Origin of the sequence: Klebsiella sp. D5A (genome assembly GCF_001620885.1) — a bacterium.
Taxonomy (GTDB): domain Bacteria; phylum Pseudomonadota; class Gammaproteobacteria; order Enterobacterales; family Enterobacteriaceae; genus Klebsiella; species Klebsiella variicola.
The window spans coordinates 62,901-84,779 of record NZ_LOAR01000009.1; the positions used below are offsets into that span (position 1 = coordinate 62,901).

Genomic DNA, 21,879 nt, shown 5'->3' on the forward strand with positions numbered 1-21,879 from the left:
AAATGGCCCAGGGCGGCGCCGGCCTGGGGATGGGGATTAAGCAGCAGCGCACGGTGCTGGTTTTCCATGATAAAGCGGCCCTGGAGACCTTTATTCGCCAGGGATACATGGTTGGCGCCGATGCGAATGCCGCCGCAAAATATGATGACAAAGGCATCGCGCCGATCGCCGCCTCCACCAGCGGCGTGGCGTCAGATACCGCCTCCCTGCCCTCGAAGGTCAACGTCTACGACCTGACCGAAAAAGGGCTGGCCGCCCAGGCAATGATCAATGGTTATAAATACTGGCCGGATGCTGCGCTGAACCCGTAGCTTTCCGCGAGTGCGCCATCGCCGGATCAGGCTTTCCCTGACCCGGCGTCGCGGAGCAGCGCATTTAGTGGCCGAGGGCGCCGCTCACCAGAATCGAGGTGATGATCCCGGTCGCCGCAGCGATCAGCACATAGTTACCGTCGATATAGGACCAGTGATGGCCTTCCGGCGGGGGCGGCAGGCCGCGGTCGCTCCAGTCGCGGACGCGATATTCATCGCCACGGAACGGCGCCGGAGCCGGGTGGCCTTTGCGGAAATCGTTCCCGCGCCAGGCGAAATGGTCCTGCTCATGACGTGCCTGATCGCGTTTGTCACGACCGTCGCGATCCGGGCCACGCTGGTCATGGTCGCCCTGATGATGCGCGTCAGGTCCGCCCTGCGGCGCATGCCCATCATGGTCCGGACCGTTCTGCCACACCGTTGGCTGCCCCGGGCGATGGCCGTCGTTCGGGCCATCGGCAAAGGCCGGGACGCTCAGCACACACGATAAAATTACTGCCAGAGAAATCATCTTTTTCATGGTACACCTCCTGATTCAGCTCCTTTGTACCGGGCAAATGTGAAGAAAGAGTGAGTAACTGGTTAACCAGGACGATTCCTGGCATCGGCTGTCGGGAAGAGGTTGTGCTGATGGCGGGGCAATAAAAAAGGCCGCTTTCGCGACCTTGATTCAGACAGGTAAAAGGACTTATTCAGTCACTTTATTTTTTAACTCTTCGGCGCCGGTTTTGGTTTTATCCCAGCCCTTTTCCGCACCGGATTTGGTGGCATTCCAGCCTTTTTCACTGACCTCTTTGGTCTTATCCCACCCCTTCTCGGTGCCTTCTTTGGTCTTGTTCCAGGTTTTCTGCGCGCCTTCGCTCACCTGGCTGCCAACGCTGTCCTGCTTGCCTTCGGCAGCATGTTTCGCCTTCAGCTGCTGCTCTTCGCCCTCATGCTGGGCCTGGTGCAGCTTCTCTTTGGCGGTGTTGGCATTGGCATTCGCCGCCGCGACGGTATCATCTGTTGCATGTGTTGTCGCAGCAAAAACCGGAGCTGCAACCAGAATAGCCGATAACGCAATCATTGCTTTTTTCATAATATCCTCTCTCACGTGTCGTGTTATGAGTCGCATTCAGGATGGCACAACGAACCGGGGATGACATTAGGAATTAGCCTGAAAAACGTCTTCGACCTCCAGCCATGGCAGAAAATGCTGCCGCCGTGCGCGCCCTGTCGGCGTTGGCATAATTTCCAACATGTTTGTTACATTTTATGAAATTTGTCCTTGATATACTTGCCGTTGATGTTTGTTCGAGAATAATTCTCAGAATCATTATATTTATAAATTGGCAAACGGAACTCCTTTTATGGCAAGAAAATCAGTAAGATCGCTGTTACTTACTGCGCTGATCGCGACGCCCCTCTTCAGCTATGCAACCCAATATCCCCTGACGGTCACTGACCTCGACGGCCGGCAGGTCACCCTGGCCAAAGAGCCGCAGCGTATTATTTTGCAGGATGGCCGCGACATTATGACCCTCGCCCTGCTGGACCGGGACAATCCGTTTAAACGGCTGGTGGCATGGAATAATCTGGCGAAAAAGCAGGATGTTGCCACCTGGCAGATGCTGAAAACGACGTGGCCGCAGTCGGCCACGATCCTTGACATGGGCTTCAGCGACAAAGGGAACGTCGATCTTGAAAGCGTCATCGCCCGTCAGCCGGATCTGATGATCGCCCAGCTGCGCGCCAGGCCAGCGCTGATGGAGAGCGGCGTCATCGACAAGCTCAGCGCCCTGCACGTTCCGGTGCTGTTTGTCGACTATGAGATAGACCCGGCGAAAGATACCGCCCCCAGCATCGACCTGCTGGGCAAAGTCCTTAACCGCGAGAGCCAGGCCAAAGCCTTTACCGATTACTATCGTCAGCAGCTGCAGACGATTCGCCAGAAAACCGCGGCCATCACGCCGAAGGCCAACGTCTTCGTTGAAGCGCTGGCCGGCAACAGCGACGCCTGCTGCTTTACCCACGGCCACAGCGGCTGGGGCGGGCTGGTGGAGGCGGTCGGGGCGAACAATATCGGTTCGCAGCTGCTGCCGGGCGCCTCCGGGTTCGTCTCGCTGGAGAAAATCATCAGCATGAAGCCCGACGCCTGGATCATGACCGGCTCGAAGCGCGGCAACAGCCAGGTGCTGCCCCTGGGTTATGAGGTTAAGCCGGAGGCGGTGAAGGCCCAGGCGCAGATCCTGCTGGCGCGACCTGGGGTCAGCCAGATCCCGGCGGTACAGGAAAAGCGGGCCTATGGCGTCTATCACCACTTCTATAACCACCCGTGGAATATTGTCGGCATGGAATACCTGGCGAAAGATATCTACCCGCAGGCCTTCGGCGATCTCAACCCGGATGAGACTTACCATTATATCGTGCGCCATTTCACCGACCTGCCGGACCAGCCGTTCGTCTTCTCCTGGCAGCAGAGCGAGTAATCCGGCATGCGTTTAACCTCCGACTCCGTGCTCGACGGGCTGCCCGCCGGGACCTCTGGCGTGATAGATGACTATCGCCGTATCGTGCGTCGCCGTCTGCTGCTGATGCTCCTGCTGGCGCTGTTGATTGTCGCGTCGCTGCTGCTCGATTTTATGCTCGGCCCCTCCGGTCTGCCGCTGCAGAGCCTGTGGCAGACGTTAACCGATCCGGCCAGCGCCGATCCGGGCACGCGCGCCATCGTCTGGGATATCCGTCTGCCCTATGCGGTGATGGCGATTATCGTCGGCCTGGCGCTGGGACTGGCCGGCGCCGAAATGCAGACCATCCTCAATAACCCTCTGGCCAGTCCGTTTACCCTTGGCGTCTCCTCGGCTGCGGCCTTTGGCGCCGCGCTGGCGATTGTGCTGGGTATTGGCCTGCCCGGTATTCCCGGCCAGTGGTTTATCTCGGCCAACGCCTTTATCTTCGCCCTGCTGGCGGCCCTGCTGCTGGACGGCATCACCCGCTGGACCCAGGTGGCCACCTCCGGGGTCATCCTGTTCGGCATCGCGCTGGTCTTTACCTTTAACGCCCTGGTCTCGATGCTGCAGTTCATCGCCAACGAAGACACGCTGCAGGGGCTGGTGTTCTGGACCATGGGCAGCATCGACCGCGCCTCCTGGAGCAAAGTCGCCATCCTGCTGGTCGCCCTGGCGCTGGTGATGCCCCTGTCGCTGCGCAGCGCGTGGAAGCTGACCGCCCTGCGGCTGGGTGAGGACCGGGCCATCAGTTTTGGTATTAACGTTCGCCGCCTGCGCCTGACCACGCTGCTGCGGATCAGCATACTGTCGGCGCTTTCGGTGGCCTTTGTCGGGCCAATCGGCTTTATCGGCCTGGTGGCGCCGCATATTGCGCGGATGCTCTTCGGCGAAGACCATCGCTTTTATCTGCCCGCCAGCGCGCTGATCGGCGCTCTGGTGCTCTCCCTGGCCTCCATCGCCTCGAAGAACCTGATCCCGGGGGCCATTATTCCGGTGGGGATCGTCACTTCCCTGGTCGGGGTCCCGTTCTTTTTGAGCATTATTTTACGTCATCGGGGGCAGGCATGAGCGACCAGACGTTATCCGGGCTGTCGCTGTCTTACTTCAGCGCCGGCTACCCCAGACGCAAGGTGATCGAGAACCTGACGGTTCCCCATCTGCCGCGAGGGAAAATCACCGCGCTGCTGGGGCCAAACGGCAGCGGTAAATCAACGTTAATGCGGGCGATGGCGGGTCTGGGACCCTGCCGCGGCGAGCTGCTGCTGGAGGGGGAAAATCTGCTGACGCAGCCGTTCTCACGTCGCGCAGAGCAGGTGGTCTATCTTCCGCAGACGCTGCCCGCCGGCGTGCATCTGCATGTGCTGGAGTCGATTATCGTTGCCCAGCGCGCCGCCGGAGGACGCCACAGTCCGCAGCACCAGGAGGAGGTGATGGCGCTGCTGCGGCAGCTGGGGATTGCCCATCTGGCGATGAGCTACCTCGATCAGCTCTCCGGCGGGCAAAAGCAGCTGGTGGGTCTCGCCCAGTCGCTGATCCGCCAGCCGCGCCTGCTGCTGCTCGACGAACCGCTCAGCGCCCTTGACCTCAACTACCAGTTTCACGTGATGGATCTGGTACGCCGGGAGACCCGACGGCGCAACATCGTAACCCTGGTGGTGGTGCACGATATCAATATTGCCCTGCGTCATGCCGACCACGTGCTGATGCTCAAGGCGGGCCAGTTGCTCGGCGACGGCACCCCGGCCGCGGTCATCACCCCCGAGACCCTGGCGGCCGTCTATGGGGTGCGCGGGCGTATTGAACCCTGTTCGCAGGGGGTGCGGCAGGTCATTATTGACGGCCTGGTGGACAGCGAGACCTGACTGCGGCGCGGGGCGGCACGTCCGCCCTGCGCCCGCCGGCTTAGTGATCGAGATAGAGGTAGTTTTCCCAGCTTTTCATGCGGATCAGGATCTTCCTGATCAGCGACAGCTCTTTCAGGTGATCCGAGTAGACCGCCGCCTCAAGGGTGGCCCCCTGCGGCAGAGCGTATTCGGCAAATCGCGGATCGGTCACCTTCAGCACCACCAGCGCCCGGCCATGGGTATTGAGCGCGTCTGTGGTCAGCAATTTGCCCTGCCCCTGAAACTGACTCTCGCCAATCGCCGGCAGCACGTCGGCCACTTCTCCGCGAAAGACGGTGCCCGGGATGGCCGGAAACATCAGCTCCGCGGGCTCGCCTTTGTGCAGACGCTGCAGGGCGTTCTGGCGAAATGCCGCGACGTACTCCCGCGAGGCGGCGCCCTCCACCGGCACAAAGGTCATCAGCGGGATCATCCCCAGGGCAGTGGACATGGTGCCCGGCCGTAAGCCGACGGTACTGACATAGCCATCCTCCGGGGCACGGACGACGGTGTTCTCCAGCTGAAACTGCGCCTTTTGCAGCTGCGCCAGCAGGGAGGCCACGGTGGTATTTTTGCCCTTCACCACCGACTCCAGCGCGTTGCGCGCCTGCACCACCTTCGCCTGAGCCGCGCTGACGCTGGCTTCATCGGCTTTCCACGTCTGCAGACGGGTATCAACCATTTGATCGGAGAAGGCGCCCTGGGCATGACCCTCCCGAAAGCGGGCATACTCTCGCCGCGACTGGTCGCGCTGGGCCACCGCTCTGCTCAGCTCGGCCTGCGCCTGGCTTAACGCCGCGTTTAAGGAGAGCGCATCCTGACTGGCCGCTTTTATCTGCGCCTGCAGATCGTCTACTTTTGCCTGGAACGGCGTCGGGTCGAGGGTAAACAGCACATCACCCTTATGCAGCATCTGGTTAGGCTTCACCGGTACGCTCTGCACCCGGCCGCGCACCTGCGACACAATCGGCACGGTACGAAACACCTGGTTACCAACGTCGGTATACGGGAAGTTGTAGTTCATCCCGAAGATCACCGCGCCAATCAGGGCGATACCGCCGAGCACCGCCGTCGGTACGGTCCACTTATTGAGCGGGATGCGGAAGACTTTAAACACCACGATGCACAGCGCGGCGTAGGTCAGTAACATTAACGTTTCCATTAGTTTGCCTCCTCCGCTTTCAGCGCAGCCACCTCGCGCTGGACCTGTTCCAGTTGCTGGACCACCGTTTCCAGACGCTGATGCAGCGCCTGCTGATCGTCGGCAATGTGGCGCATTCCCCACCCGCGATCTTCGCGCCACAGCGTTGCCCAGATCCATAACAAAGGCCACAGCGCGTGCAAGGTAAATAAGCTGACCCAGCCGGCATAATGAATCGCATCCTGATGAGGATGGCGCCGCTCTTTGGCAATTTCATAAGGAATATCGTGAATAACAATCACGCCATAAAAAAGTATTAAGGCCACGGCGATCAGAATGGCCAGCGCAACATAATCCAGGGTCATAAAATAACTCCAGAGTGAAAGGTTAACTAAATAAAACAGCCAGATTCAGACGTAACGGGGCCGGGGAAAAAGCGCGCTTAGCGCTTTCCCTGGCGGTGATAACAACGTGATGGCGTGAATCTGCCGAATCGGGTTCAGAATTTCTCAGGAATATGACGATCGATGGAGATCAGCTTGCCTTTTTTCACCGTGATATATCCCCCCTCGCGCAGCGCGGCCAGCACCTGGTATACATAGCTGCGCGAGAGATTGGTTCGTTTAATAATAAATGCCGACAGGCTCTCATGCTGACCACCATCAATTTCGCTGCGATATAAATAGCGCGACAGCATCGATTTAATGGTCTGAAAACTGGTCTGGCTGCCGCGTTCATAGTGGGCATCAAGGGCAAATATGCCCATATAGGCCAGGATCGTGGTCAGCTCTTGCATATAGCCCGGCGACGAATGAAAGAATATTCGCTCAAAATCGCTGGCGGTTATTTTCGCCAGCTGGCATTCGCCCAGACACTGATAATAGAGCGCGACCGACGGACAATAATGTTCCAGTAATCCTAACGGCATATGCGCGATAACAATCCCGACCAGATTCTGCTCATCACCAAAGGCCAACGTCATTTGCCCCTGCAGCAGAAAGTAGAGATAGCCCGGCTGCGGAATAAAGCCCTGGTCTTTGCCCAAACTCAGCGTTTCACTGCAGGCGATCACCGCCGGCAGATGCGTAGTCAGCGTCAGCTTCTGGTACCGATCGTAAATATCGCCAAAACTGGGGTTCATCGCGCTGCGCACTCCTTTACCTTTGGCCACCGCGGCGGGGCTAACCGCGACCTGTTGAACTATACCTAAGCGGGTGGGGAAGGAAAAGTCCAGATCTGGAGTGGCGAAATATTCCGCCTGGGTCACATTTTTTACCCTCGCCTCCCTGTTTCGTGACCCGATCGTTCCGCTTACCGGTGGGCTATGCTTTAATTAGCTAAACCGGTTTAACATAGTTTAGCTAAGAGGAATTTGTCGAATGAATGGAAAAATCTGGGTACTCGGCGATGCGGTCGTTGATCTCCTGCCCGATGGCGAGGGCCGCCTGCTGCAATGCCCCGGCGGCGCACCGGCCAACGTCGCGGTCGGCGTGGCGCGGCTCGGCGGCGACAGCGGGTTTATTGGCCGCGTCGGCGACGATCCTTTCGGCCGCTTTATGCGTCACACCCTGGCGCAGGAGCAGGTCGATGTGGATTTTATGCGCCTCGACGCGGCGCAGCGCACCTCCACGGTGGTGGTCGATCTCGATCAGCACGGGGAGCGCACCTTTACCTTTATGGTCCGTCCGAGCGCCGACCTGTTCCTTCAGCCCGAGGATCTCCCGCCGTTTGCCGCCGGCCAGTGGCTGCACGTCTGCTCCATCGCTCTCAGCGCCGAGCCGAGCCGCAGCACGGCATTCGCGGCAATGGAGGCGATAAAACGCGCCGGGGGCTATGTCAGCTTCGACCCCAATATCCGCAGCGACCTGTGGCAGGATCCGCAGGACCTGCGTGACTGTCTCGACCGGGCGCTGGCCCTCGCCGACGCCATAAAACTCTCGGAAGAGGAGCTGGCCTTTGTCAGCGGCAGCGACGACATCGTCAGCGGCATCGCCCGGCTGAACGCCCGCTTCCAGCCGACGCTGCTGCTGGTGACCCAGGGCAAAGCGGGGGTCCAGGCCGCCCTGCGCGGGCAGGTTAGCCACTTCCCCGCTCGCCCGGTGGTGGCCGTTGATACCACTGGCGCCGGCGATGCCTTTGTCGCCGGGCTGCTCGCCGGCCTCGCCGCTCACGGTATCCCTGACAACCTCGCCGCGCTGGCTCCCGACCTTACGCTGGCGCAAACCTGCGGCGCGCTGGCCACCACCGCCAAAGGCGCCATGACCGCCCTGCCCTACAGGGACGATCTTCAGCGCTCGCTGTGATCCCGTTGGGCCGGCTAACGGCCCACTTTGCTGGCGACATCACAATTCTTAAACCGGTTTAGCAATTTTTATTTTCACCGCGTTACTGACATGTTTACCATATTAACTAAACCGGTTTAGCAAAAGTTAGCACACTCACTGATTTTCACCTTTGGATGTCAACAGCATGTATAAAAAACGGAAGTTAGCCATTCTTATTGCTTTGCTAACCGGCACCGCCGCCGCCCATGGGCAGACAGACCTGAACAGCATTGAAGCGCGTCTCGCCGCCCTGGAAAAACGCCTGCAGGACGCCGAAACCCGCGCCAGCACTGCCGAAAGCCGTGCCGCCTCGGCGGAGCAGAAAGTTCAGCAGTTAACCCAGCAGCAGCAGCAAACCCAGGTCACCACCCAGCAGGTGGCCAAGCGCACCACTCAGCTGGAAGAAAAAGCCGAACGGCCTGGCGGCTTTGAGTTCCACGGCTATGCCCGTTCCGGCGTGATCATGAACGACTCGGCCGCCAGCACCAAATCCGGCGCTTATATGACCCCCGCCGGGGAGACCGGTGGCGCCATTGGTCGTCTGGGCAACCAGGCCGACACCTATGTGGAAATGAACCTCGAACATAAACAGACGCTGGACAACGGGGCGACCACCCGTTTCAAAGTGATGGTGGCCGACGGGCAGACCACCTATAACGACTGGACGGCAAGCAGCAGCGACCTGAACGTGCGCCAGGCGTTTGTCGAGCTGGGCAACCTGCCGACCTTCGAAGGCCCGTTCAAAGGCTCGACCCTGTGGGCCGGGAAACGCTTTGACCGTGACAACTTCGACATCCACTGGATTGACTCGGATGTGGTGTTCCTCGCCGGGACCGGCGGCGGGATCTACGACGTGAAATGGAACGACAGCCTGCGCAGCAACTTCTCGTTATACGGCCGCAACTTTGGCGATATCGCTGACAGCAGTAACAGCGTGCAGAACTATATCGTCAGCATGAATAACTTTGCCGGCCCGGTGCAGATGATGGTCAGCGGGATGCGGGCGAAAGATAATGACGAACGCCAGGACACGAACGGCAATCTGGTGAAAGGCGATGCCGCTAACACCGGGGTCCATGCTCTGCTGGGCCTGCACAATGAGAGCTTCTATGGCCTGCGCGACGGGACCAGCAAAACGGCCCTGCTGTATGGCCACGGGCTGGGCGCCGAGGTTAAAGGCATCGGCTCCGACGGTGCGCTGCGCCCGGGGGCCAATACCTGGCGCTTCGCCAGCTACGGCACCACGCCGCTGAGCGATCGCTGGTTTATTGCCCCGGCCGTGCTGGCGCAGAGCAGTAAAGATCGTTATGTCGATGGCGACAGCTATCAGTGGGCCACTCTCAACCTGCGTCTGATTCAGGAAGTGACGCAGAATTTCGCCCTCGCCTGGGAGGGCAGCTATCAGTACATGGATCTGCAGCCTGAAGGCTACAACGATCGCCACGCGGTGAACGGCAGCTTCTACAAGCTGACCTTCGCCCCAACCTTCAAGGTGGGCAGCATCGGCGACTTCTTCTCGCGTCCGGAGATCCGCTTCTATACATCGTGGATGGACTGGAGCAAAAAACTGGATAACTACGCCAACGATGATGCATTAGGCAGCAACGGGTTCAAATCGGGCGGCGAATGGTCGTTCGGTATGCAAATGGAGACCTGGTTCTAACGGTAACCCGGACGACAGGGTAAATAACACATAAATATAAGGTTCGCGGCGCCTGCCACGGCTGGCGCCGCCCACGCCATATCATCATGCATTTAGAGGGTACTATGGATTTTGATCAGATTTCCCGCTCACTGCTTCCCCTGCTGGGCGGCAAGGAAAATATCGCCAGCGCCGCACACTGCGCCACCCGCCTGCGGCTGGTGCTGGTCGACGACGCGCTCGCCGACCAACAGGCCATTGGCAAAATCGACGGGGTGAAAGGCTGCTTTCGCAATGCCGGACAGATGCAGATCATCTTCGGCACCGGGGTGGTCAATAAAGTCTATGCCGCCTTTATCCAGGCCGCAGGCATCAGCGAATCAAGCAAATCCGAAGCCGCCGACCTGGCCGCGAAAAAGCTGAACCCGTTCCAGCGCATCGCCCGCCTGCTGTCCAACATTTTCGTACCGATTATTCCCGCCATCGTCGCCTCCGGCCTGCTGATGGGCCTGTTGGGGATGGTGAAAACCTACGGTTGGGTCGACCCGAGCAACGCTATCTATATCATGCTGGATATGTGCAGCTCGGCAGCGTTTATCATTCTGCCGATCCTGATCGGCTTTACCGCCGCCCGCGAATTTGGCGGTAACCCTTATCTGGGCGCGACCCTTGGCGGGATCCTCACCCACCCGGCGCTGACCAACGCCTGGGGCGTCGCCGCCGGCTTCCACACCATGAATTTCTTCGGCATCGAAGTGGCGATGATCGGCTACCAGGGCACCGTCTTCCCGGTGCTGCTGGCGGTGTGGTTTATGAGCATGGTCGAGAAACGGCTGCGCCGCGTTATCCCTGACGCGCTGGACCTGATCCTCACCCCGTTCCTGACGGTGATTATCTCCGGCTTTATCGCCCTGCTGTTGATCGGCCCGGCCGGTCGCGCGCTCGGCGACGGTATTTCGTTTATCCTCAGCACGCTTATCAGCCACGCCGGCTGGCTGGCGGGCCTGCTGTTCGGCGGCCTCTACTCGGTGATCGTCATTACCGGTATCCATCACAGCTTCCATGCCATCGAGGCGGGTCTGCTGGGCAACCCATCGATTGGCGTCAACTTCCTGTTGCCGATCTGGGCGATGGCCAACGTCGCTCAGGGCGGCGCCTGCTTTGCGGTGTGGTTTAAAACCAAAGATGCCAAAATCAAAGCCATCACCCTGCCGTCGGCGTTTTCGGCGATGCTGGGGATCACGGAAGCGGCAATCTTCGGGATTAACCTGCGCTTTGTGAAGCCGTTCATCGCCGCGCTGGTCGGTGGTGCCGCCGGCGGCGCCTGGGTGGTGTCAATGCACGTCTATATGACCGCGGTGGGCCTGACGGCGATCCCGGGGATGGCCATCGTGCAGGCCAGCTCGCTGCTGAACTACATTATCGGAATGGCGATCGCCTTCGCCGTGGCCTTTATGCTCTCTCTGACGCTGAAATACAAAACGGACGCTGAATAATGTCATTACCGTCACGCCTGCCTGCGATCCTGCAGGCCGTTATGCAGGGCCAGCCGCAGGCGCTGGCCGACAGCCATTATCCGCAATGGCATCTGGCGCCGGTCAGCGGACTGCTGAACGATCCCAACGGCTTTTGCCAGGTCGCCGGGCGTTACCACCTGTTTTATCAGTGGAACCCGCTCGCCTGTGACCATACCTATAAGTGCTGGGGACACTGGAGTTCAGCCGATCTGCTGCACTGGCGGCATGAACCTATCGCCCTGATGCCGGACGAAGAGTATGACCGCAACGGCTGCTACTCCGGCAGCGCGGTCGAGTTCGAGGGCGCCCTGACCCTGTGCTACACCGGCAACGTGAAATTCCCCGACGGCGGGCGTACCGCCTGGCAGTGCCTGGCGACAGAGAATGCCGATGGCACCTTCCGCAAGCTGGGGCCGGTGCTGCCGCTCCCTGACGGTTACACCGGCCATGTACGCGACCCCAAGGTGTGGCAGCAGGACGGGCGCTGGTACATGGTCCTCGGCGCGCAGGATTTGCAACAGCACGGTAAAGTGCTGCTGTTCACCGCCAGCGATCTGCGGGAGTGGCGCCTGGTGGGCGAGATCGCCGGACATGGCGTTAACGGTCTGGCGAACGGCGGCTATATGTGGGAGTGCCCGGATCTCTTTCCGCTGGCGGATACCCACCTGCTGATCTGCTGCCCGCAGGGGCTGGCCCGTGAAGCGCAGCGCTTTCTCAATACCTATCCTGCGGTGTGGATGGCAGGCCGCTTCGACGCCGAGCGCGGCACCTTCGACCACGGCCCGCTGCACGAGCTGGACAGCGGGTTTGAGTTCTACGCGCCGCAGACCATGCTGGCCGAGGATGGCCGCCGTCTGCTGGTCGGCTGGATGGGCGTCCCGGACGGGGAAGAGATGCATCAACCCACCCGCGCACAGGGATGGATCCACCAGATGACCTGCGTGCGCGAGCTGGAGTGGCAGGCGGGCACCCTGTATCAGCGCCCGCTGCGCGAGCTGGCCGCTCTGCGCGAGGAAGCCCAGGGCTGGCGCGGGCAGACCCTGCCCCTCGCCCCGATGGAGCTGGCCTTTGACATCGCCCCCAACAGTACGCTGGGGCTGGACTTTGCCGGCGCCCTGCAGCTCACCGTCAACCGCGACGGCCTGCGTCTGTCGCGCCGCGGGCTGCAGACCGCCGAGATGCATCACCGCTACTGGCGCGGCGAAGCGCGGCGCCTGCGGATCTTTATCGACCGCTCCAGTGTGGAAATTTTCATCAACGATGGCGAAGGGGTGATGAGCAGCCGCTTCTTCCCGGGCTATCCGGGGCAGATAATCTTCAGCGGTGCGACGCCGGTGGCATTCTGCCGCTGGCTGCTGCGGCCATGCATGGTAGTATAAGCGTTTTGCTTTCAGGCTCCTGAGTGGTGATGAAAACCAAACGCGTAACTATCAAAGATATCGCCGAACTGGCGGGCGTCTCCAAAGCGACCGCCAGTCTGGTGCTCAACGGCCGTGGCAAAGAGCTGCGCGTGGCGCAGGAGACGCGCGAGCGCGTGCTGGCGATCGCCCGCGAGCAGCACTATCAGCCCAGCATTCATGCGCGCTCGCTGCGCGATAACCGCAGCCATACCATTGGCCTGGTGGTACCGGAGATCACCAACTACGGGTTTGCCGTTTTCTCCCATGAGCTTGAGACGCTCTGCCGGGAAGCCGGCGTGCAGCTGCTTATCTCCTGCACCGACGAAAACCCCGGTCAGGAGAGCGTGGTGGTCAATAATATGATTGCCCGCCAGGTCGACGGGCTGATCGTCGCCTCGTGCATGCACAGCGATGCCGACTACCTGAAGCTCAGCGAACAGCTGCCGGTGGTGCTGTTTGACCGCTCCCCCAGCGACAGCGCCCTGCCGCTGGTGATGACCGACTCGGTGACGCCAACCGCCGAGCTGATCTCCCGCATTGCGCCTCAGCATGCGGACGAGTTCTGGTTTCTCGGCGGCCAGCCGCGGCTGTCGCCGTCGCGCGACCGGCTGGCGGGATTCACGCAAGGCCTGGCTCAGGCGGGGGTCACGCTGCGCCCTGAGTGGGTGATCAACGGTAACTACCACCCCAGCTCCGGGTATGAGATGTTCGCGGCGCTCTGCGCGCGGCTGGGACGTCCGCCGAAGGCCTTGTTTACCGCGGCCTGCGGCCTGCTCGAAGGGGTACTGCGCTACATGAGCCAGCATCATCTGCTGGACTCCAATATTCATCTCGCCAGCTTCGACGATCACTACCTGTATGATTCGCTTTCCCTGCGCATTGATACCGTGCAGCAGGATAATCGCCAGCTGGCCTGGCACTGCTACGATCTGCTCAGCCAGCTGATCGACGGCCAGGCGCCGGAGCCGCTCCAGCGCTACCTCCCCGCCACCCTGCAGTTTCGCCATCCCTGACGGCGCCGTCGGCAATTAGCGTTTTCGCCGGGTGCGCGCTGCCTGCCTCACCGCCAGCAGCGCACCGGCAAACAGCATGCCCAGGCCGATCGTCACCGGCCAGCGGTAAGCCATCAGTAACGAGGGCAATCCGCCGTCCGGCGCCAGCACCACCAGATTCCAGCCCGTTAGCCCCGCCTCGCCGTTCAGCGCGCGGGTTAACATCCGCTGGTGCGGGGCGAAAGGCTGGATAGTCTGGTAGTGGCTGCCGAACAGCGGCGGCTGCATCTCCCTGGGGAACTGCGCCTGCACCTGGGCCAGTACGCTGGCCGGCAGCGCATGCGACGCCGCCAGCAGATGCCCGTCGCCATTCACCAGCAGCAGTTGATAATGCCGCTGCCGGGCGAGGGTATGGAGTTCGGCGCGCATCGCCGCCAACGGCCAGGCGGCTTCCCGCTGCGGCGCCGGCGTGTTCATTCGCCGCTCAAGGCGTTGCGCCACCCACTGCGCATCTTCCTCCAGCTGGCGGGTCTGCATCTCACGGTAAACCTCTCTGGCCGGCAAATTCACGCCCCGACCGAGCGCCAGGATCGCCAGTCCGGCGATCAGCGTGACGATAATGCCCCTGCTTGCCGGTCGCCAGAGCGGCGAGGATTTGACGACGGATGGTGTATTCATACGACTCCAGAAACCGGAGGCCACGCATGGGCCCCCTGACGAATAGACAACGGAAGTGGCAAAACTGTACAGGATGAGCCGCGTGGGCAAAACAGACAGGCCGCGCCTGGCGGGGCGTATTTTGTTTATTTCTGGACAGGACGGGCGGCAACGACATCCTTCGCCGCTGCGGCCCGTTGATAAGATTAGTGTTTTTTCCGGTTGCGACGCATGTCGATGGTCACCGCGGCGACAATAATGATGCCCTTAATAATATCCTGCACGTAGGCATCGACGCCGACAAAGGTAAAACCGCTTTTGATCAGACCAAGGATCATCGCGCCAATCAGGGTGCCGGTAATGCGCCCCACCCCGCCCATTAAGCTGCTGCCGCCGATCACCGCGGCGGCAATCGCGTCCAGCTCGTAGGACATCCCCATGCTCGACTGGCCGCTGCTGACGCGCGCCGCCAGCACCACCCCCGCCAGCCCGGAGAGCGCCCCGGCGATGGTGTAGACAATCACCAGGTACTTATTCACGTTGATGCCGGACACTTTGGCCGAGGTCATGTTGCCGCCGATGGCATACACATATTTGCCATAACGGGTATGCTTCAGCGCAATGTGAAACACGGCGGCGATCACGAAGAAGATAATCACCGGCATCGCCCCCTGACCTATCGCCGTAAAGCTGTCGGAGAGGAAGCTGATCGGGTTGCCCTGGGTGTAATACTGCGCCAGACCGCGCGCCGAAACCATCATCCCGAGGGTGGCAATAAACGGCGGAATACCGGTCCGCGTCACCAGAAAACCGTTGGTCAGGCCGCACAGCAGGCCGACGCCGATCCCCGCGCAAATGGGGATCACCGCCGGCAGGTTGACCAGCGCCGGGAACATCGGCGACAGGCTGTCGGAAGTTTGCGCCAGGCTCGCCGCAACCACCGCCGCAAGGGCGATAACCGAGCCGGAGGAGAGGTCAATCCCGGTGGTGATGATCACCTGGGTGACGCCGACGGCGATGATGCCGATGATCGCCACCTGCAGCACAATCAGCACCAGGCGGTTGGTATTGAGCAGGAACGACTGGTCGCGAACATACCAGCCGGCAATTTCAAAAGTCAGGGCAATCACCAGCATCACCACAAAGATGCCGGTATCTTTCGGCATTTTATGCCGCAAATTAGCGAAGAAGGAGGAACCCTCGCTGGCCGGAGCCGCCGTTAATTTCATATTACTCATTCTCTGTGCCTCAATGGGATGCCAACGACAAAATGGTTTCCTGGTCGGCTTCGTCTTTTTCCAGGATGCCGGTGATACGGCCTTCATGCATCACCATAACCCGATCACTCATGCCAAGGATTTCCGGCAGCTCAGAGGAGACCATAATGACCGCCACCCCCCGATTCGCCAGTTCACTGATCAGATGATAAATCTCCGCCTTCGCCCCGACGTCGATACCGCGGGTCGGCTCATCGAGAATTAAGATTTTCGGTTGCGCTAACAGCCAGCGCGCAATCAGGACTTTTTGCTGATTCCCCCCGCTGAGGTTATTAATAATTTGATCCATCGTCGGCGTTTTAATATTGAGCCGGCGAATTTGCTCCATGCAGTCTTCGGCCATTTTCACGTGCTGGACAAAACCGCTCTTGCCGATATATTCCGGCATTTTGACGATACTCATATTTTCCAGCACCGACAGCACCAGAAACAGGCCCGACTTTTTGCGGTCTTCGGTTAATAACGCCATCCCCTTTTCAATCGCCACGGAGGGGGAATCAATGGTCACCGGCGCCCCGTCGATCAGCACTTCGCCGCTGTCGAAGCGCTCCATACCGAACAGGCTTTCCATCACCTCGCTGCGCCCGGCGCCCACCAGCCCGGCCACGCCAAGGATTTCACCGCGGCGTACAGTAAAGCTGACGTCATGGAACACGCCCTGGCGCGTCAGGTTGCGCACCGTCAGCACCTCTTCGCCGATGGTGTTATTAAATTTCGGAAACAGCTGGGTTAATTCGCGGCCCACCATCTGGGTGATCAGCGACTGCCGGGTAAATTCGGTGGTGTTTTTGCTCCCCACCCAGGTGCCGTCGCGAAACACGCTGATCTCATCGGTAATGGCAAAGATCTCATCCATTTTGTGACTGATATAGATGATCGCTTTACCCTGGGCGCGCAGGTCGCGGATGATGGTGAACAGGTGAGCCACCTCGCCTTCGGTCAGCGCCGAGGTGGGCTCATCCATGATCACAATATCCGCGTTCCATGAAACCGCCTTGGCAATCTCCACCATCTGCTGAGCGGCGATGCTCAGGTCGCCCACCAGTCGGTCGGCGGTTAAGCGGATATTAAGCTTGTCCAGCAGCGCCTGGGTCTGGCGGGTCAGCTGGCCGTGATCGACAAAGCCGTACTTCATCGGCTCGCGCCCCAGCCAGATATTCTCCGCCACCGTCATATGCGGCACCAGATTGAGCTCCTGGTGGATCATCGAGATCCCCGAGCGCAACGCATCCATGGTGTCGGTAAACTCCACCGGCTCCCCTTTCACGCGAATCGACCCTTTATCGGGGCGATAGATACCGATCAGGCACTTCATCAGCGTGGATTTACCGGCGCCGTTCTCGCCCATCAGGGCATGCACCGTTCCCGGACGCACGCGCAATGAGACATTATCGAGCGCCTTCACGCCGGGGAAGAACTTACTGATACCTTCGGCTTCAAGTGCAAAAGCGTTCATACATCCACCTCCGTACCACGGGTTGGCCAGGACTATTTCTGATTACGGTTGGTAAATTCAGCCATGTTCTCTTTGGTGATCAGCTGATACGGCACGTCGATGATTTTTTCCACTTTCTCGCCGTTCGCCAGCTTGATGGCCGCGTCGACTGCGCCTTCACCCTGGCCTTTCGCATCCTGGAAGATGGTGGCGATCATTTTGCCGCTCTTCAGCATCTGCAGGGCATCCGGGGTGCCATCCACGCCAGCGATGAGAATATGGTTCGGGTTTTTGCCCAGAGCCTGCAGGGCGCCGATCGCCATTTCATCGTTGTTGGAGGCGATGGCCTGGATATCCTCACCGCTGGTCATCCAGTTGCTGACCACGTCCACCGCGTCATTGCGGGTAAATTTCGCGGTCTGCTTCTGGACGATTTTGATGTTCGGGTATTTCGCCACCACCTCTTCCACCCCTTTGGTACGATCGCGGGTGGACTCATTCGCCAGGTCGCCGAGCAGGATCGCCACATTGCCCTTACCGTTCATCGCTTTCGCCAGCGCTTCCATCTGCAGACGGCCGGCGAGAATGGAATCCGATCCCACATAGGCCATCTTGTCGGTCAGCTCCGCCTGCGGACGGCGGTTCACAAACACCAGCGGGATCCCGGCTTTGGTGGCCTGATCCATAATCGGTTTCACCGCATTGGTATCCACCGGGTTGACGATAATGGCGTCCACCCCCTGGCCGATAAAGTTTTGCACCTGCTGCAGCTGCTGGGAGACATCCCCTTTTGCGTCCTCGATCTGCGATTTAACGCCGTCTTTTTTCATCTCTTTTTGCATCGAGGTCCGCAGGATCGTCAGGAAGTTATCGTCAAACAGCGCCATGGAGACGCCAATAGAGACGTCTTTTGCCATAACCACCGCAGGCAGCATGCAGGCTAACAAAGAGGCAACAATCGTTTTCTTAATATTCATAGTTGATCCTTGATTTTGTAGGTACGCCGGTGAATGAAACAAAATGAAAAATTAATTTCAGTTACGTTGCGGCAAATGTCTGCTGTGATATCGACGACGCTGCGGCACCTCTCGCACTCCATCGTGATCTAAATCACAAATTACGGCTGTTTTTTCATCACTTTTTTGAAACGTTAGTCCATTTACGCCGCAACCTGGATTTCAGACCATTTATTTCATTAACAAGACATTTGAAACTTTTATAAGTAAATAACTGAAATGAAAATTTTAAAACTGTGCAGTAACAGAATTTTGACAGACATCTAACATTGCCGCATAAATGAGCGAAAAATGAGAGGCAGACAACGCTTTGACGCGATCGCTTCCCCGCCAGGCGGGTATTTACCCGCCAGGGATAGTCATGCGGTCAGGAGGGGATACGCCGACCGACTCAGTCGACGTTTTCGGCGCTGTAGAGGATAAAGTCGACTTTACCGTCGGCATAGGTTTGCGGCTGGTAGCCGGACTCCAGATGGCGCAGCATCAGGTCGATCGCCAGCTGGGCGTGTTGGCGGGTGTTCTGATCGAGCGTTAACGCCAGACTCCCCTTCGCCAGCTGCTGCCGGGTGGTGTTGTAACGCTCATGGGTGATCCAGCAGACGTCGCCTTCGCGGCGGTGGCGGGCCAGCGCCTCGGCAATCTGGGTATTGCCAAGCCCGGTGTTATAGATCCCAACAATATTCCGGCTGCGGCACAGGGCCTGTTCCAGCAGGCGGGTGATCTGCTCCCGCCGCTCCTGACCCGCCAGCACGTCGCTGAGCTGCAGGTGGGGAAAGCGCTGGCTCAGCACCTCGCGAAACCCCTGAATGCGCAGGCGATGCGCGCTGTAATCTTGCCGGCCGCTGACCATCAGCACCTCGCCGGGCCGCGGCGTCATCCTCCCCAGCATTAACCCCGCCGTGCGGCCAGCCTGCAGCTGATTGATCCCCACGTGGCAGAGTCGGTCGGCGCCGGGCAGGTCCGTCGCCAGGGTGATCGCCGGGACGCCCGCCTCCCGGCAGCGGCGCAGCGCGTCGTGCACTGCGGGATGGTCATTGCCGAAGACGATGATCCCCTGACGCTGCTGGCAGCTGCGCACAATGCGCCGGGCCAGGGTCGTCGGCTGCGACTCCGGGACAAAGGTGCGGTGCAGGGTCAGACGGCGATAGCCGAGGCTATCCGCCACGGCGGCAAAATCCTGCGCCAGCTGGGGAAAGAAGAACGAGTCATTGCTGCTGAGAAAGACCTCAACCTGCCAGGGAAAGCGGTGCTCCTCCGGCAGGATCCGCTTCAGCCCCGCCTCGCGCGCCGCCTGCAGCACTTTGCGGGTGGTCTGCGGCGATACGCCGCCGCGTTCGTTCAGCACCCGGTCAACGGTGGCCACGCCGACGCCAATCTGTCTGGCCAGCATCGCCAGTGAAATGTTTTTCATCGCCCCTCTCTTCATGATGGAAATCCATCAAAACGGCAGTGTCAGTGAGTTTAGCAAACCGATTATGGTGGCAACGTCCCCTCGCCATTCTGGAGAAAAAAATGATCTGCAAACGTTTTGCCCTGGTAGGCAGTGGTTTTATCGGTCAGGTTCATGCCGCCAGTCTTGCCCGTCATGAAGGAAGTGCGCTGACGATGGTGGCCGATGCCGCCCCGGAGCGCGCCCAGGCGCTGGCCGCCCGCTATGGCGCCCGGGCGGTGACAGTGAGCGAGGCGATCCATAGCGACGCCATCGACGCGGTGCTGATCGCCAGTTCAACCCCGTCGCATGCCGAACTGCTGGAAGCCGCCGCCCGGGCGGGCAAGGCGGTCTATTGCGAAAAACCGATCGACCTCTCCCTGGCGCGCGCCCGTGAGGTGGTGGAGCGGGTGCTCCCCCTGAACGTGCCGGTGACTGTCGGCTTTAACCGGCGCTTCGACAGCAGCCATCAGCAGCTCCGCCGCCAGCTGGAGCAAGGGCTGATCGGCCGGGTCGAGCTGGTGCAGATGGTCTGCCGCGCCTCCACCATGCCGCCGCTCGACTATCTGCGCAGCTCCGGCGGCCAGATGCGCGATCAGGCGATCCACTTCTTCGATCTCCTGCGCTTTCTCACTGGCGATGAAGTGCGTACCGTGGCGGCGATGGGCGCGGCGCTGGCCCTGCCGGACATTGCCGAATTTGGCGATGTCGACACCTCCATCCTGATGATGCAGATGCGCGGCGGCGCGCTGGCGCAGCTGGACAACACCCGCCGCACCGGCCACGGGTATGATGAACGGATCACGCTGCTGGGCGCCGAAGGCGCGCTGGAGTCCGGTAGCCAGTCGCCGGCGGGCCCTACCCTGTGGCGCGGCAATCAGCGCATTGAGCCGGGCCTGTGGCCGGACTGGTTCAGCCGGGTACAGGGATCTTATTACCAGCATCTTGACGCCTTTATTCGCGCCCTGAATGGTGAAACCGTGGCCGATCTGCCCGGCCTGCTGGACGGCCTGCAGGCGCAGGCCATTGCCGAAGCGGCGGTTCAGTCCCTGCAGCATGGCCAGTTTGTCGCCGTCGACGACTGTCGCTGAGTGGTTGCGTGGCAACCGCCATCAGGCGCTGTACCAGCCTTTATGCCGGGCGGCGGCGACGCCTTGCCCGGCCTACATAACACAGGCATTAATCCGCTTTAATATCAAACGGTTGAAGTAAAATCGTAGGCCCGTGCAAGCGCAGAGCCGCCGGGCAACAGACATCCGGCATCGTACGCGTCCTGGTGCCGGGCAATGGCAGACACGCTCGCGCTATCTGCAAACCAAAGCCCGGCCGGCTCCTTAGCGTTCTTCGTTAAACACCGCGCCCACCTGGCGCCGCACTTCATCCATCACCTGCAGATTCTGCAGCACCCGACTGAGCGACCGCAGCGGCGAGTCCTGCAACCCCTGGCCGATGCACCAGGCAAAATGCTCCGCCTGCCAGAACAGCTGGTCGTAGCGATTGCGCGGCTCTTCCCAGCGCAGCGCCTGCCCGCCCTGGCTGGCGGCGAGCGTGAAGCCGCCGGGGGCATAAAACTGACCGTCGATCGTCAGGGTCGCCTGGCGTCCGGCCACCACCGCCCCGCCCGGCGTGTTGCTGAACAACGTCGTGTTTAACAACCCCTGCATACCGTTCTGCCAGCTAAACAGCATCGACGTCTGACCGTTAAGCCCCTCCGCCGTGGCGCTGCCGCGGGCGACAATCTCCTGCGGCATGCCGCCCACCATCAGCGCAAACGAGGTCAAATAGCTGCCGAGGTCCATCATCGGCCCGCCGGCAAGGTCGGCATTGAAGATGCGGTGGTCGGGGGTGAAATACTCGCCGTGATCGGCCAGCAGGGTATGCAGGTCGCCGAGCGCCCCATCCTCCAGCAGCTGGCGGATCACATCATATTTCGGCGCGTAATCGCACCACATTGCCTCCAGCGCCAGCTTCCCCTGGCGGGCGGCTTCGGCCTGCAGCTCACGCCCTTCGCCGAGGTTGAGCGCGAAGGGCTTCTCAATCAGCACGTGTTTACCCGCCTTCAGCGCCTGCATGCCGTCGGGAAAGTGATGGTTGTGCGGCGTCGCAATGTACACCGCATCAATATCCGGGCGCGCCAGCATCTCCTCCACCTGGCCGTAAGCCTGGGGGATCCCCCATTCCGCGGCCACCCGCTCGGCCTTCGCCTGGCTGCGGGAGGCCACCGCCACCACCTGCTGCCGGCTGTAGGTTTTCAATGAGTGCACAAAGCGCTCGGCGATCCAGCCGGGACCGATAATGCCCCAGCGCAGGGAGGGAATGCTCTGCGCCGCCGGGCGGCGCGGGATCGGTAAGTGTGAGGGAAACAT

20 protein-coding genes and 1 pseudogene are annotated in these 21,879 nt (G+C 60.4%); 10 read left to right on the forward strand and 11 right to left on the reverse strand.

From position 1 onward, the window contains the following. Positions 1-29: 29 nt before the first annotated feature. Positions 30-311, forward strand: coding sequence for a lipid-binding SYLF domain-containing protein (locus AS136_RS29015; protein WP_228961033.1), 282 nt, complete (start codon positions 30-32; stop codon positions 309-311). A 64-nt stretch (positions 312-375) separates the two neighbouring features. Here the strand turns inward: AS136_RS29015 and AS136_RS14565 are convergent, their stop codons facing one another. Continuing rightward, positions 376-831 carry an RcnB family protein gene (locus tag AS136_RS14565; RefSeq protein ID WP_063266813.1) on the reverse strand — a complete coding sequence of 152 codons (456 nt, stop codon included), beginning with the start codon at positions 829-831 and terminating at the stop codon, positions 376-378. Positions 832-999: 168 nt separating this feature from the next. After that, positions 1,000-1,389, reverse strand: a complete 390-nt coding sequence (locus tag AS136_RS14570; RefSeq protein ID WP_002892699.1) for a hypothetical protein — start codon at positions 1,387-1,389, stop codon at positions 1,000-1,002. 271 nt (positions 1,390-1,660) lie between these two features. Here AS136_RS14570 and AS136_RS14575 point away from each other — a divergent pair, with 271 nt between their 5' ends. From AS136_RS14575 to AS136_RS14585, 3 genes are read left to right on the forward strand one after another with little or no spacing between them, the layout of a single operon-like run. Further along, a complete protein-coding gene (locus AS136_RS14575) occupies positions 1,661-2,779 on the forward strand; it encodes an ABC transporter substrate-binding protein (RefSeq protein WP_008805505.1) in 1,119 nt (372 codons plus the stop codon). A gap of 60 nt (positions 2,780-2,839) precedes the next feature. Further along, entirely contained in the window at positions 2,840-3,868 is a 1,029-nt protein-coding gene (locus AS136_RS14580; protein WP_162494475.1) for a FecCD family ABC transporter permease, read from the forward strand. Continuing rightward, entirely contained in the window at positions 3,865-4,662 is a 798-nt protein-coding gene (locus tag AS136_RS14585) for an ABC transporter ATP-binding protein (protein ID WP_063266814.1), read from the forward strand. Before AS136_RS14580 ends, AS136_RS14585 begins: the two co-directional genes overlap by 4 nt. Before the next feature lie 40 nt (positions 4,663-4,702). Here the strand turns inward: AS136_RS14585 and AS136_RS14590 are convergent, their stop codons facing one another. The 3 genes from AS136_RS14590 to AS136_RS14600 all read right to left on the reverse strand — a co-directional run bounded on the left by AS136_RS14590 (position 4,703) and on the right by AS136_RS14600 (position 6,965). Continuing rightward, entirely contained in the window at positions 4,703-5,845 is a 1,143-nt protein-coding gene (locus tag AS136_RS14590; RefSeq protein WP_063266815.1) for an HlyD family secretion protein, read from the reverse strand. Continuing rightward, positions 5,845-6,189: a DUF3302 domain-containing protein gene (locus AS136_RS14595; RefSeq protein WP_008805501.1), complete on the reverse strand. Its 345-nt coding sequence runs from the start codon at positions 6,187-6,189 to the stop codon at positions 5,845-5,847. Before AS136_RS14595 ends, AS136_RS14590 begins: the two co-directional genes overlap by 1 nt. 134 nt (positions 6,190-6,323) lie before the next feature. Next, positions 6,324-6,965, reverse strand: a complete 642-nt coding sequence (locus tag AS136_RS14600; RefSeq protein WP_049163166.1) for a helix-turn-helix domain-containing protein — start codon at positions 6,963-6,965, stop codon at positions 6,324-6,326. A gap of 238 nt (positions 6,966-7,203) precedes the next feature. On the opposite strand from AS136_RS14600, the gene AS136_RS14605 reads away from it, so the two are divergent. The 5 genes from AS136_RS14605 (at position 7,204) to AS136_RS14625 (ending at position 13,720) form a co-directional block, all read left to right on the forward strand. Continuing rightward, on the forward strand, positions 7,204-8,127 hold the full coding sequence (locus tag AS136_RS14605) for an aminoimidazole riboside kinase (protein ID WP_063266817.1): 924 nt from the start codon (positions 7,204-7,206) through the stop codon (positions 8,125-8,127). 166 nt (positions 8,128-8,293) lie between these two features. After that, positions 8,294-9,811, forward strand: a complete 1,518-nt coding sequence (locus tag AS136_RS14610; protein ID WP_008805498.1) for a carbohydrate porin — start codon at positions 8,294-8,296, stop codon at positions 9,809-9,811. A 104-nt stretch (positions 9,812-9,915) separates the two neighbouring features. Further along, the gene (locus AS136_RS14615; RefSeq protein ID WP_008805497.1) at positions 9,916-11,286 is read left to right on the forward strand and encodes a sucrose-specific PTS transporter subunit IIBC; all 1,371 of its coding nucleotides are present in this window, start codon (positions 9,916-9,918) and stop codon (positions 11,284-11,286) included. Beyond that, positions 11,286-12,686 (forward strand): sucrose-6-phosphate hydrolase, encoded by a 1,401-nt coding sequence (locus AS136_RS14620; protein WP_063266818.1) that lies wholly within the window; start codon positions 11,286-11,288, stop codon positions 12,684-12,686. The genes AS136_RS14615 and AS136_RS14620 overlap by 1 nt, the downstream gene beginning before the upstream one ends. 23 nt (positions 12,687-12,709) lie before the next feature. Next, on the forward strand, positions 12,710-13,720 hold the full coding sequence (locus AS136_RS14625) for a LacI family DNA-binding transcriptional regulator (protein WP_162494424.1): 1,011 nt from the start codon (positions 12,710-12,712) through the stop codon (positions 13,718-13,720). A gap of 47 nt (positions 13,721-13,767) precedes the next feature. On the opposite strand, the pseudogene AS136_RS14630 reads toward AS136_RS14625, so the two are convergent. The 5 genes and pseudogenes from AS136_RS14630 to AS136_RS14650 form a co-directional block, all read right to left on the reverse strand. Next, positions 13,768-14,377, reverse strand: a pseudogene (locus AS136_RS14630) (hypothetical protein). Between the two features lie 185 nt (positions 14,378-14,562). Beyond that, positions 14,563-15,585 carry an ABC transporter permease gene (locus AS136_RS14635; RefSeq protein WP_004152946.1) on the reverse strand — a complete coding sequence of 341 codons (1,023 nt, stop codon included), beginning with the start codon at positions 15,583-15,585 and terminating at the stop codon, positions 14,563-14,565. Between the two features lie 19 nt (positions 15,586-15,604). Then, complete coding sequence (locus AS136_RS14640; protein WP_004202401.1) at positions 15,605-17,089, reverse strand: sugar ABC transporter ATP-binding protein; 1,485 nt, start codon at positions 17,087-17,089, stop codon at positions 15,605-15,607. Positions 17,090-17,121: 32 nt separating this feature from the next. After that, positions 17,122-18,045 carry a sugar ABC transporter substrate-binding protein gene (locus tag AS136_RS14645; protein WP_002892597.1) on the reverse strand — a complete coding sequence of 308 codons (924 nt, stop codon included), beginning with the start codon at positions 18,043-18,045 and terminating at the stop codon, positions 17,122-17,124. Between the two features lie 430 nt (positions 18,046-18,475). After that, complete coding sequence (locus AS136_RS14650) at positions 18,476-19,495, reverse strand: LacI family DNA-binding transcriptional regulator (RefSeq protein WP_063266820.1); 1,020 nt, start codon at positions 19,493-19,495, stop codon at positions 18,476-18,478. Positions 19,496-19,596: 101 nt separating this feature from the next. On the opposite strand from AS136_RS14650, the gene AS136_RS14655 reads away from it, so the two are divergent. Further along, entirely contained in the window at positions 19,597-20,604 is a 1,008-nt protein-coding gene (locus AS136_RS14655) for a Gfo/Idh/MocA family oxidoreductase (RefSeq protein ID WP_012542555.1), read from the forward strand. A gap of 243 nt (positions 20,605-20,847) precedes the next feature. Here the strand turns inward: AS136_RS14655 and AS136_RS14660 are convergent, their stop codons facing one another. Continuing rightward, positions 20,848-21,879 (reverse strand): Gfo/Idh/MocA family protein, encoded by a 1,032-nt coding sequence (locus AS136_RS14660; protein ID WP_063266821.1) that lies wholly within the window; start codon positions 21,877-21,879, stop codon positions 20,848-20,850.

Bases quoted from the DNA above. Each gene is read 5' to 3' on its own strand.
- AS136_RS29015 (WP_228961033.1), top strand. From the start codon at position 30: ATGGGGATTAAGCAGCAGCGCACGGTGCTGGTTTTCCATGATAAAGCG.
- AS136_RS14565 (WP_063266813.1), bottom strand. From the start codon at position 831: ATGAAAAAGATGATTTCTCTGGCAGTAATTTTATCGTGTGTGCTGAGC.
- AS136_RS14570 (WP_002892699.1), bottom strand. From the start codon at position 1,389: ATGAAAAAAGCAATGATTGCGTTATCGGCTATTCTGGTTGCAGCTCCG.
- AS136_RS14575 (WP_008805505.1), top strand. From the start codon at position 1,661: ATGGCAAGAAAATCAGTAAGATCGCTGTTACTTACTGCGCTGATCGCG.
- AS136_RS14585 (WP_063266814.1), top strand. From the start codon at position 3,865: ATGAGCGACCAGACGTTATCCGGGCTGTCGCTGTCTTACTTCAGCGCC.
- AS136_RS14590 (WP_063266815.1), bottom strand. From the start codon at position 5,845: ATGGAAACGTTAATGTTACTGACCTACGCCGCGCTGTGCATCGTGGTG.
- AS136_RS14595 (WP_008805501.1), bottom strand. From the start codon at position 6,189: ATGACCCTGGATTATGTTGCGCTGGCCATTCTGATCGCCGTGGCCTTA.
- AS136_RS14600 (WP_049163166.1), bottom strand. From the start codon at position 6,965: ATGAACCCCAGTTTTGGCGATATTTACGATCGGTACCAGAAGCTGACG.
- AS136_RS14605 (WP_063266817.1), top strand. From the start codon at position 7,204: ATGAATGGAAAAATCTGGGTACTCGGCGATGCGGTCGTTGATCTCCTG.
- AS136_RS14610 (WP_008805498.1), top strand. From the start codon at position 8,294: ATGTATAAAAAACGGAAGTTAGCCATTCTTATTGCTTTGCTAACCGGC.
- AS136_RS14615 (WP_008805497.1), top strand. From the start codon at position 9,916: ATGGATTTTGATCAGATTTCCCGCTCACTGCTTCCCCTGCTGGGCGGC.
- AS136_RS14620 (WP_063266818.1), top strand. From the start codon at position 11,286: ATGTCATTACCGTCACGCCTGCCTGCGATCCTGCAGGCCGTTATGCAG.
- AS136_RS14635 (WP_004152946.1), bottom strand. From the start codon at position 15,585: ATGAAATTAACGGCGGCTCCGGCCAGCGAGGGTTCCTCCTTCTTCGCT.
- AS136_RS14640 (WP_004202401.1), bottom strand. From the start codon at position 17,089: ATGAACGCTTTTGCACTTGAAGCCGAAGGTATCAGTAAGTTCTTCCCC.
- AS136_RS14645 (WP_002892597.1), bottom strand. From the start codon at position 18,045: ATGAATATTAAGAAAACGATTGTTGCCTCTTTGTTAGCCTGCATGCTG.
- AS136_RS14650 (WP_063266820.1), bottom strand. From the start codon at position 19,495: ATGAAAAACATTTCACTGGCGATGCTGGCCAGACAGATTGGCGTCGGC.
- AS136_RS14655 (WP_012542555.1), top strand. From the start codon at position 19,597: ATGATCTGCAAACGTTTTGCCCTGGTAGGCAGTGGTTTTATCGGTCAG.
- AS136_RS14660 (WP_063266821.1), bottom strand. From the start codon at position 21,879: ATGTTTCCCTCACACTTACCGATCCCGCGCCGCCCGGCGGCGCAGAGC.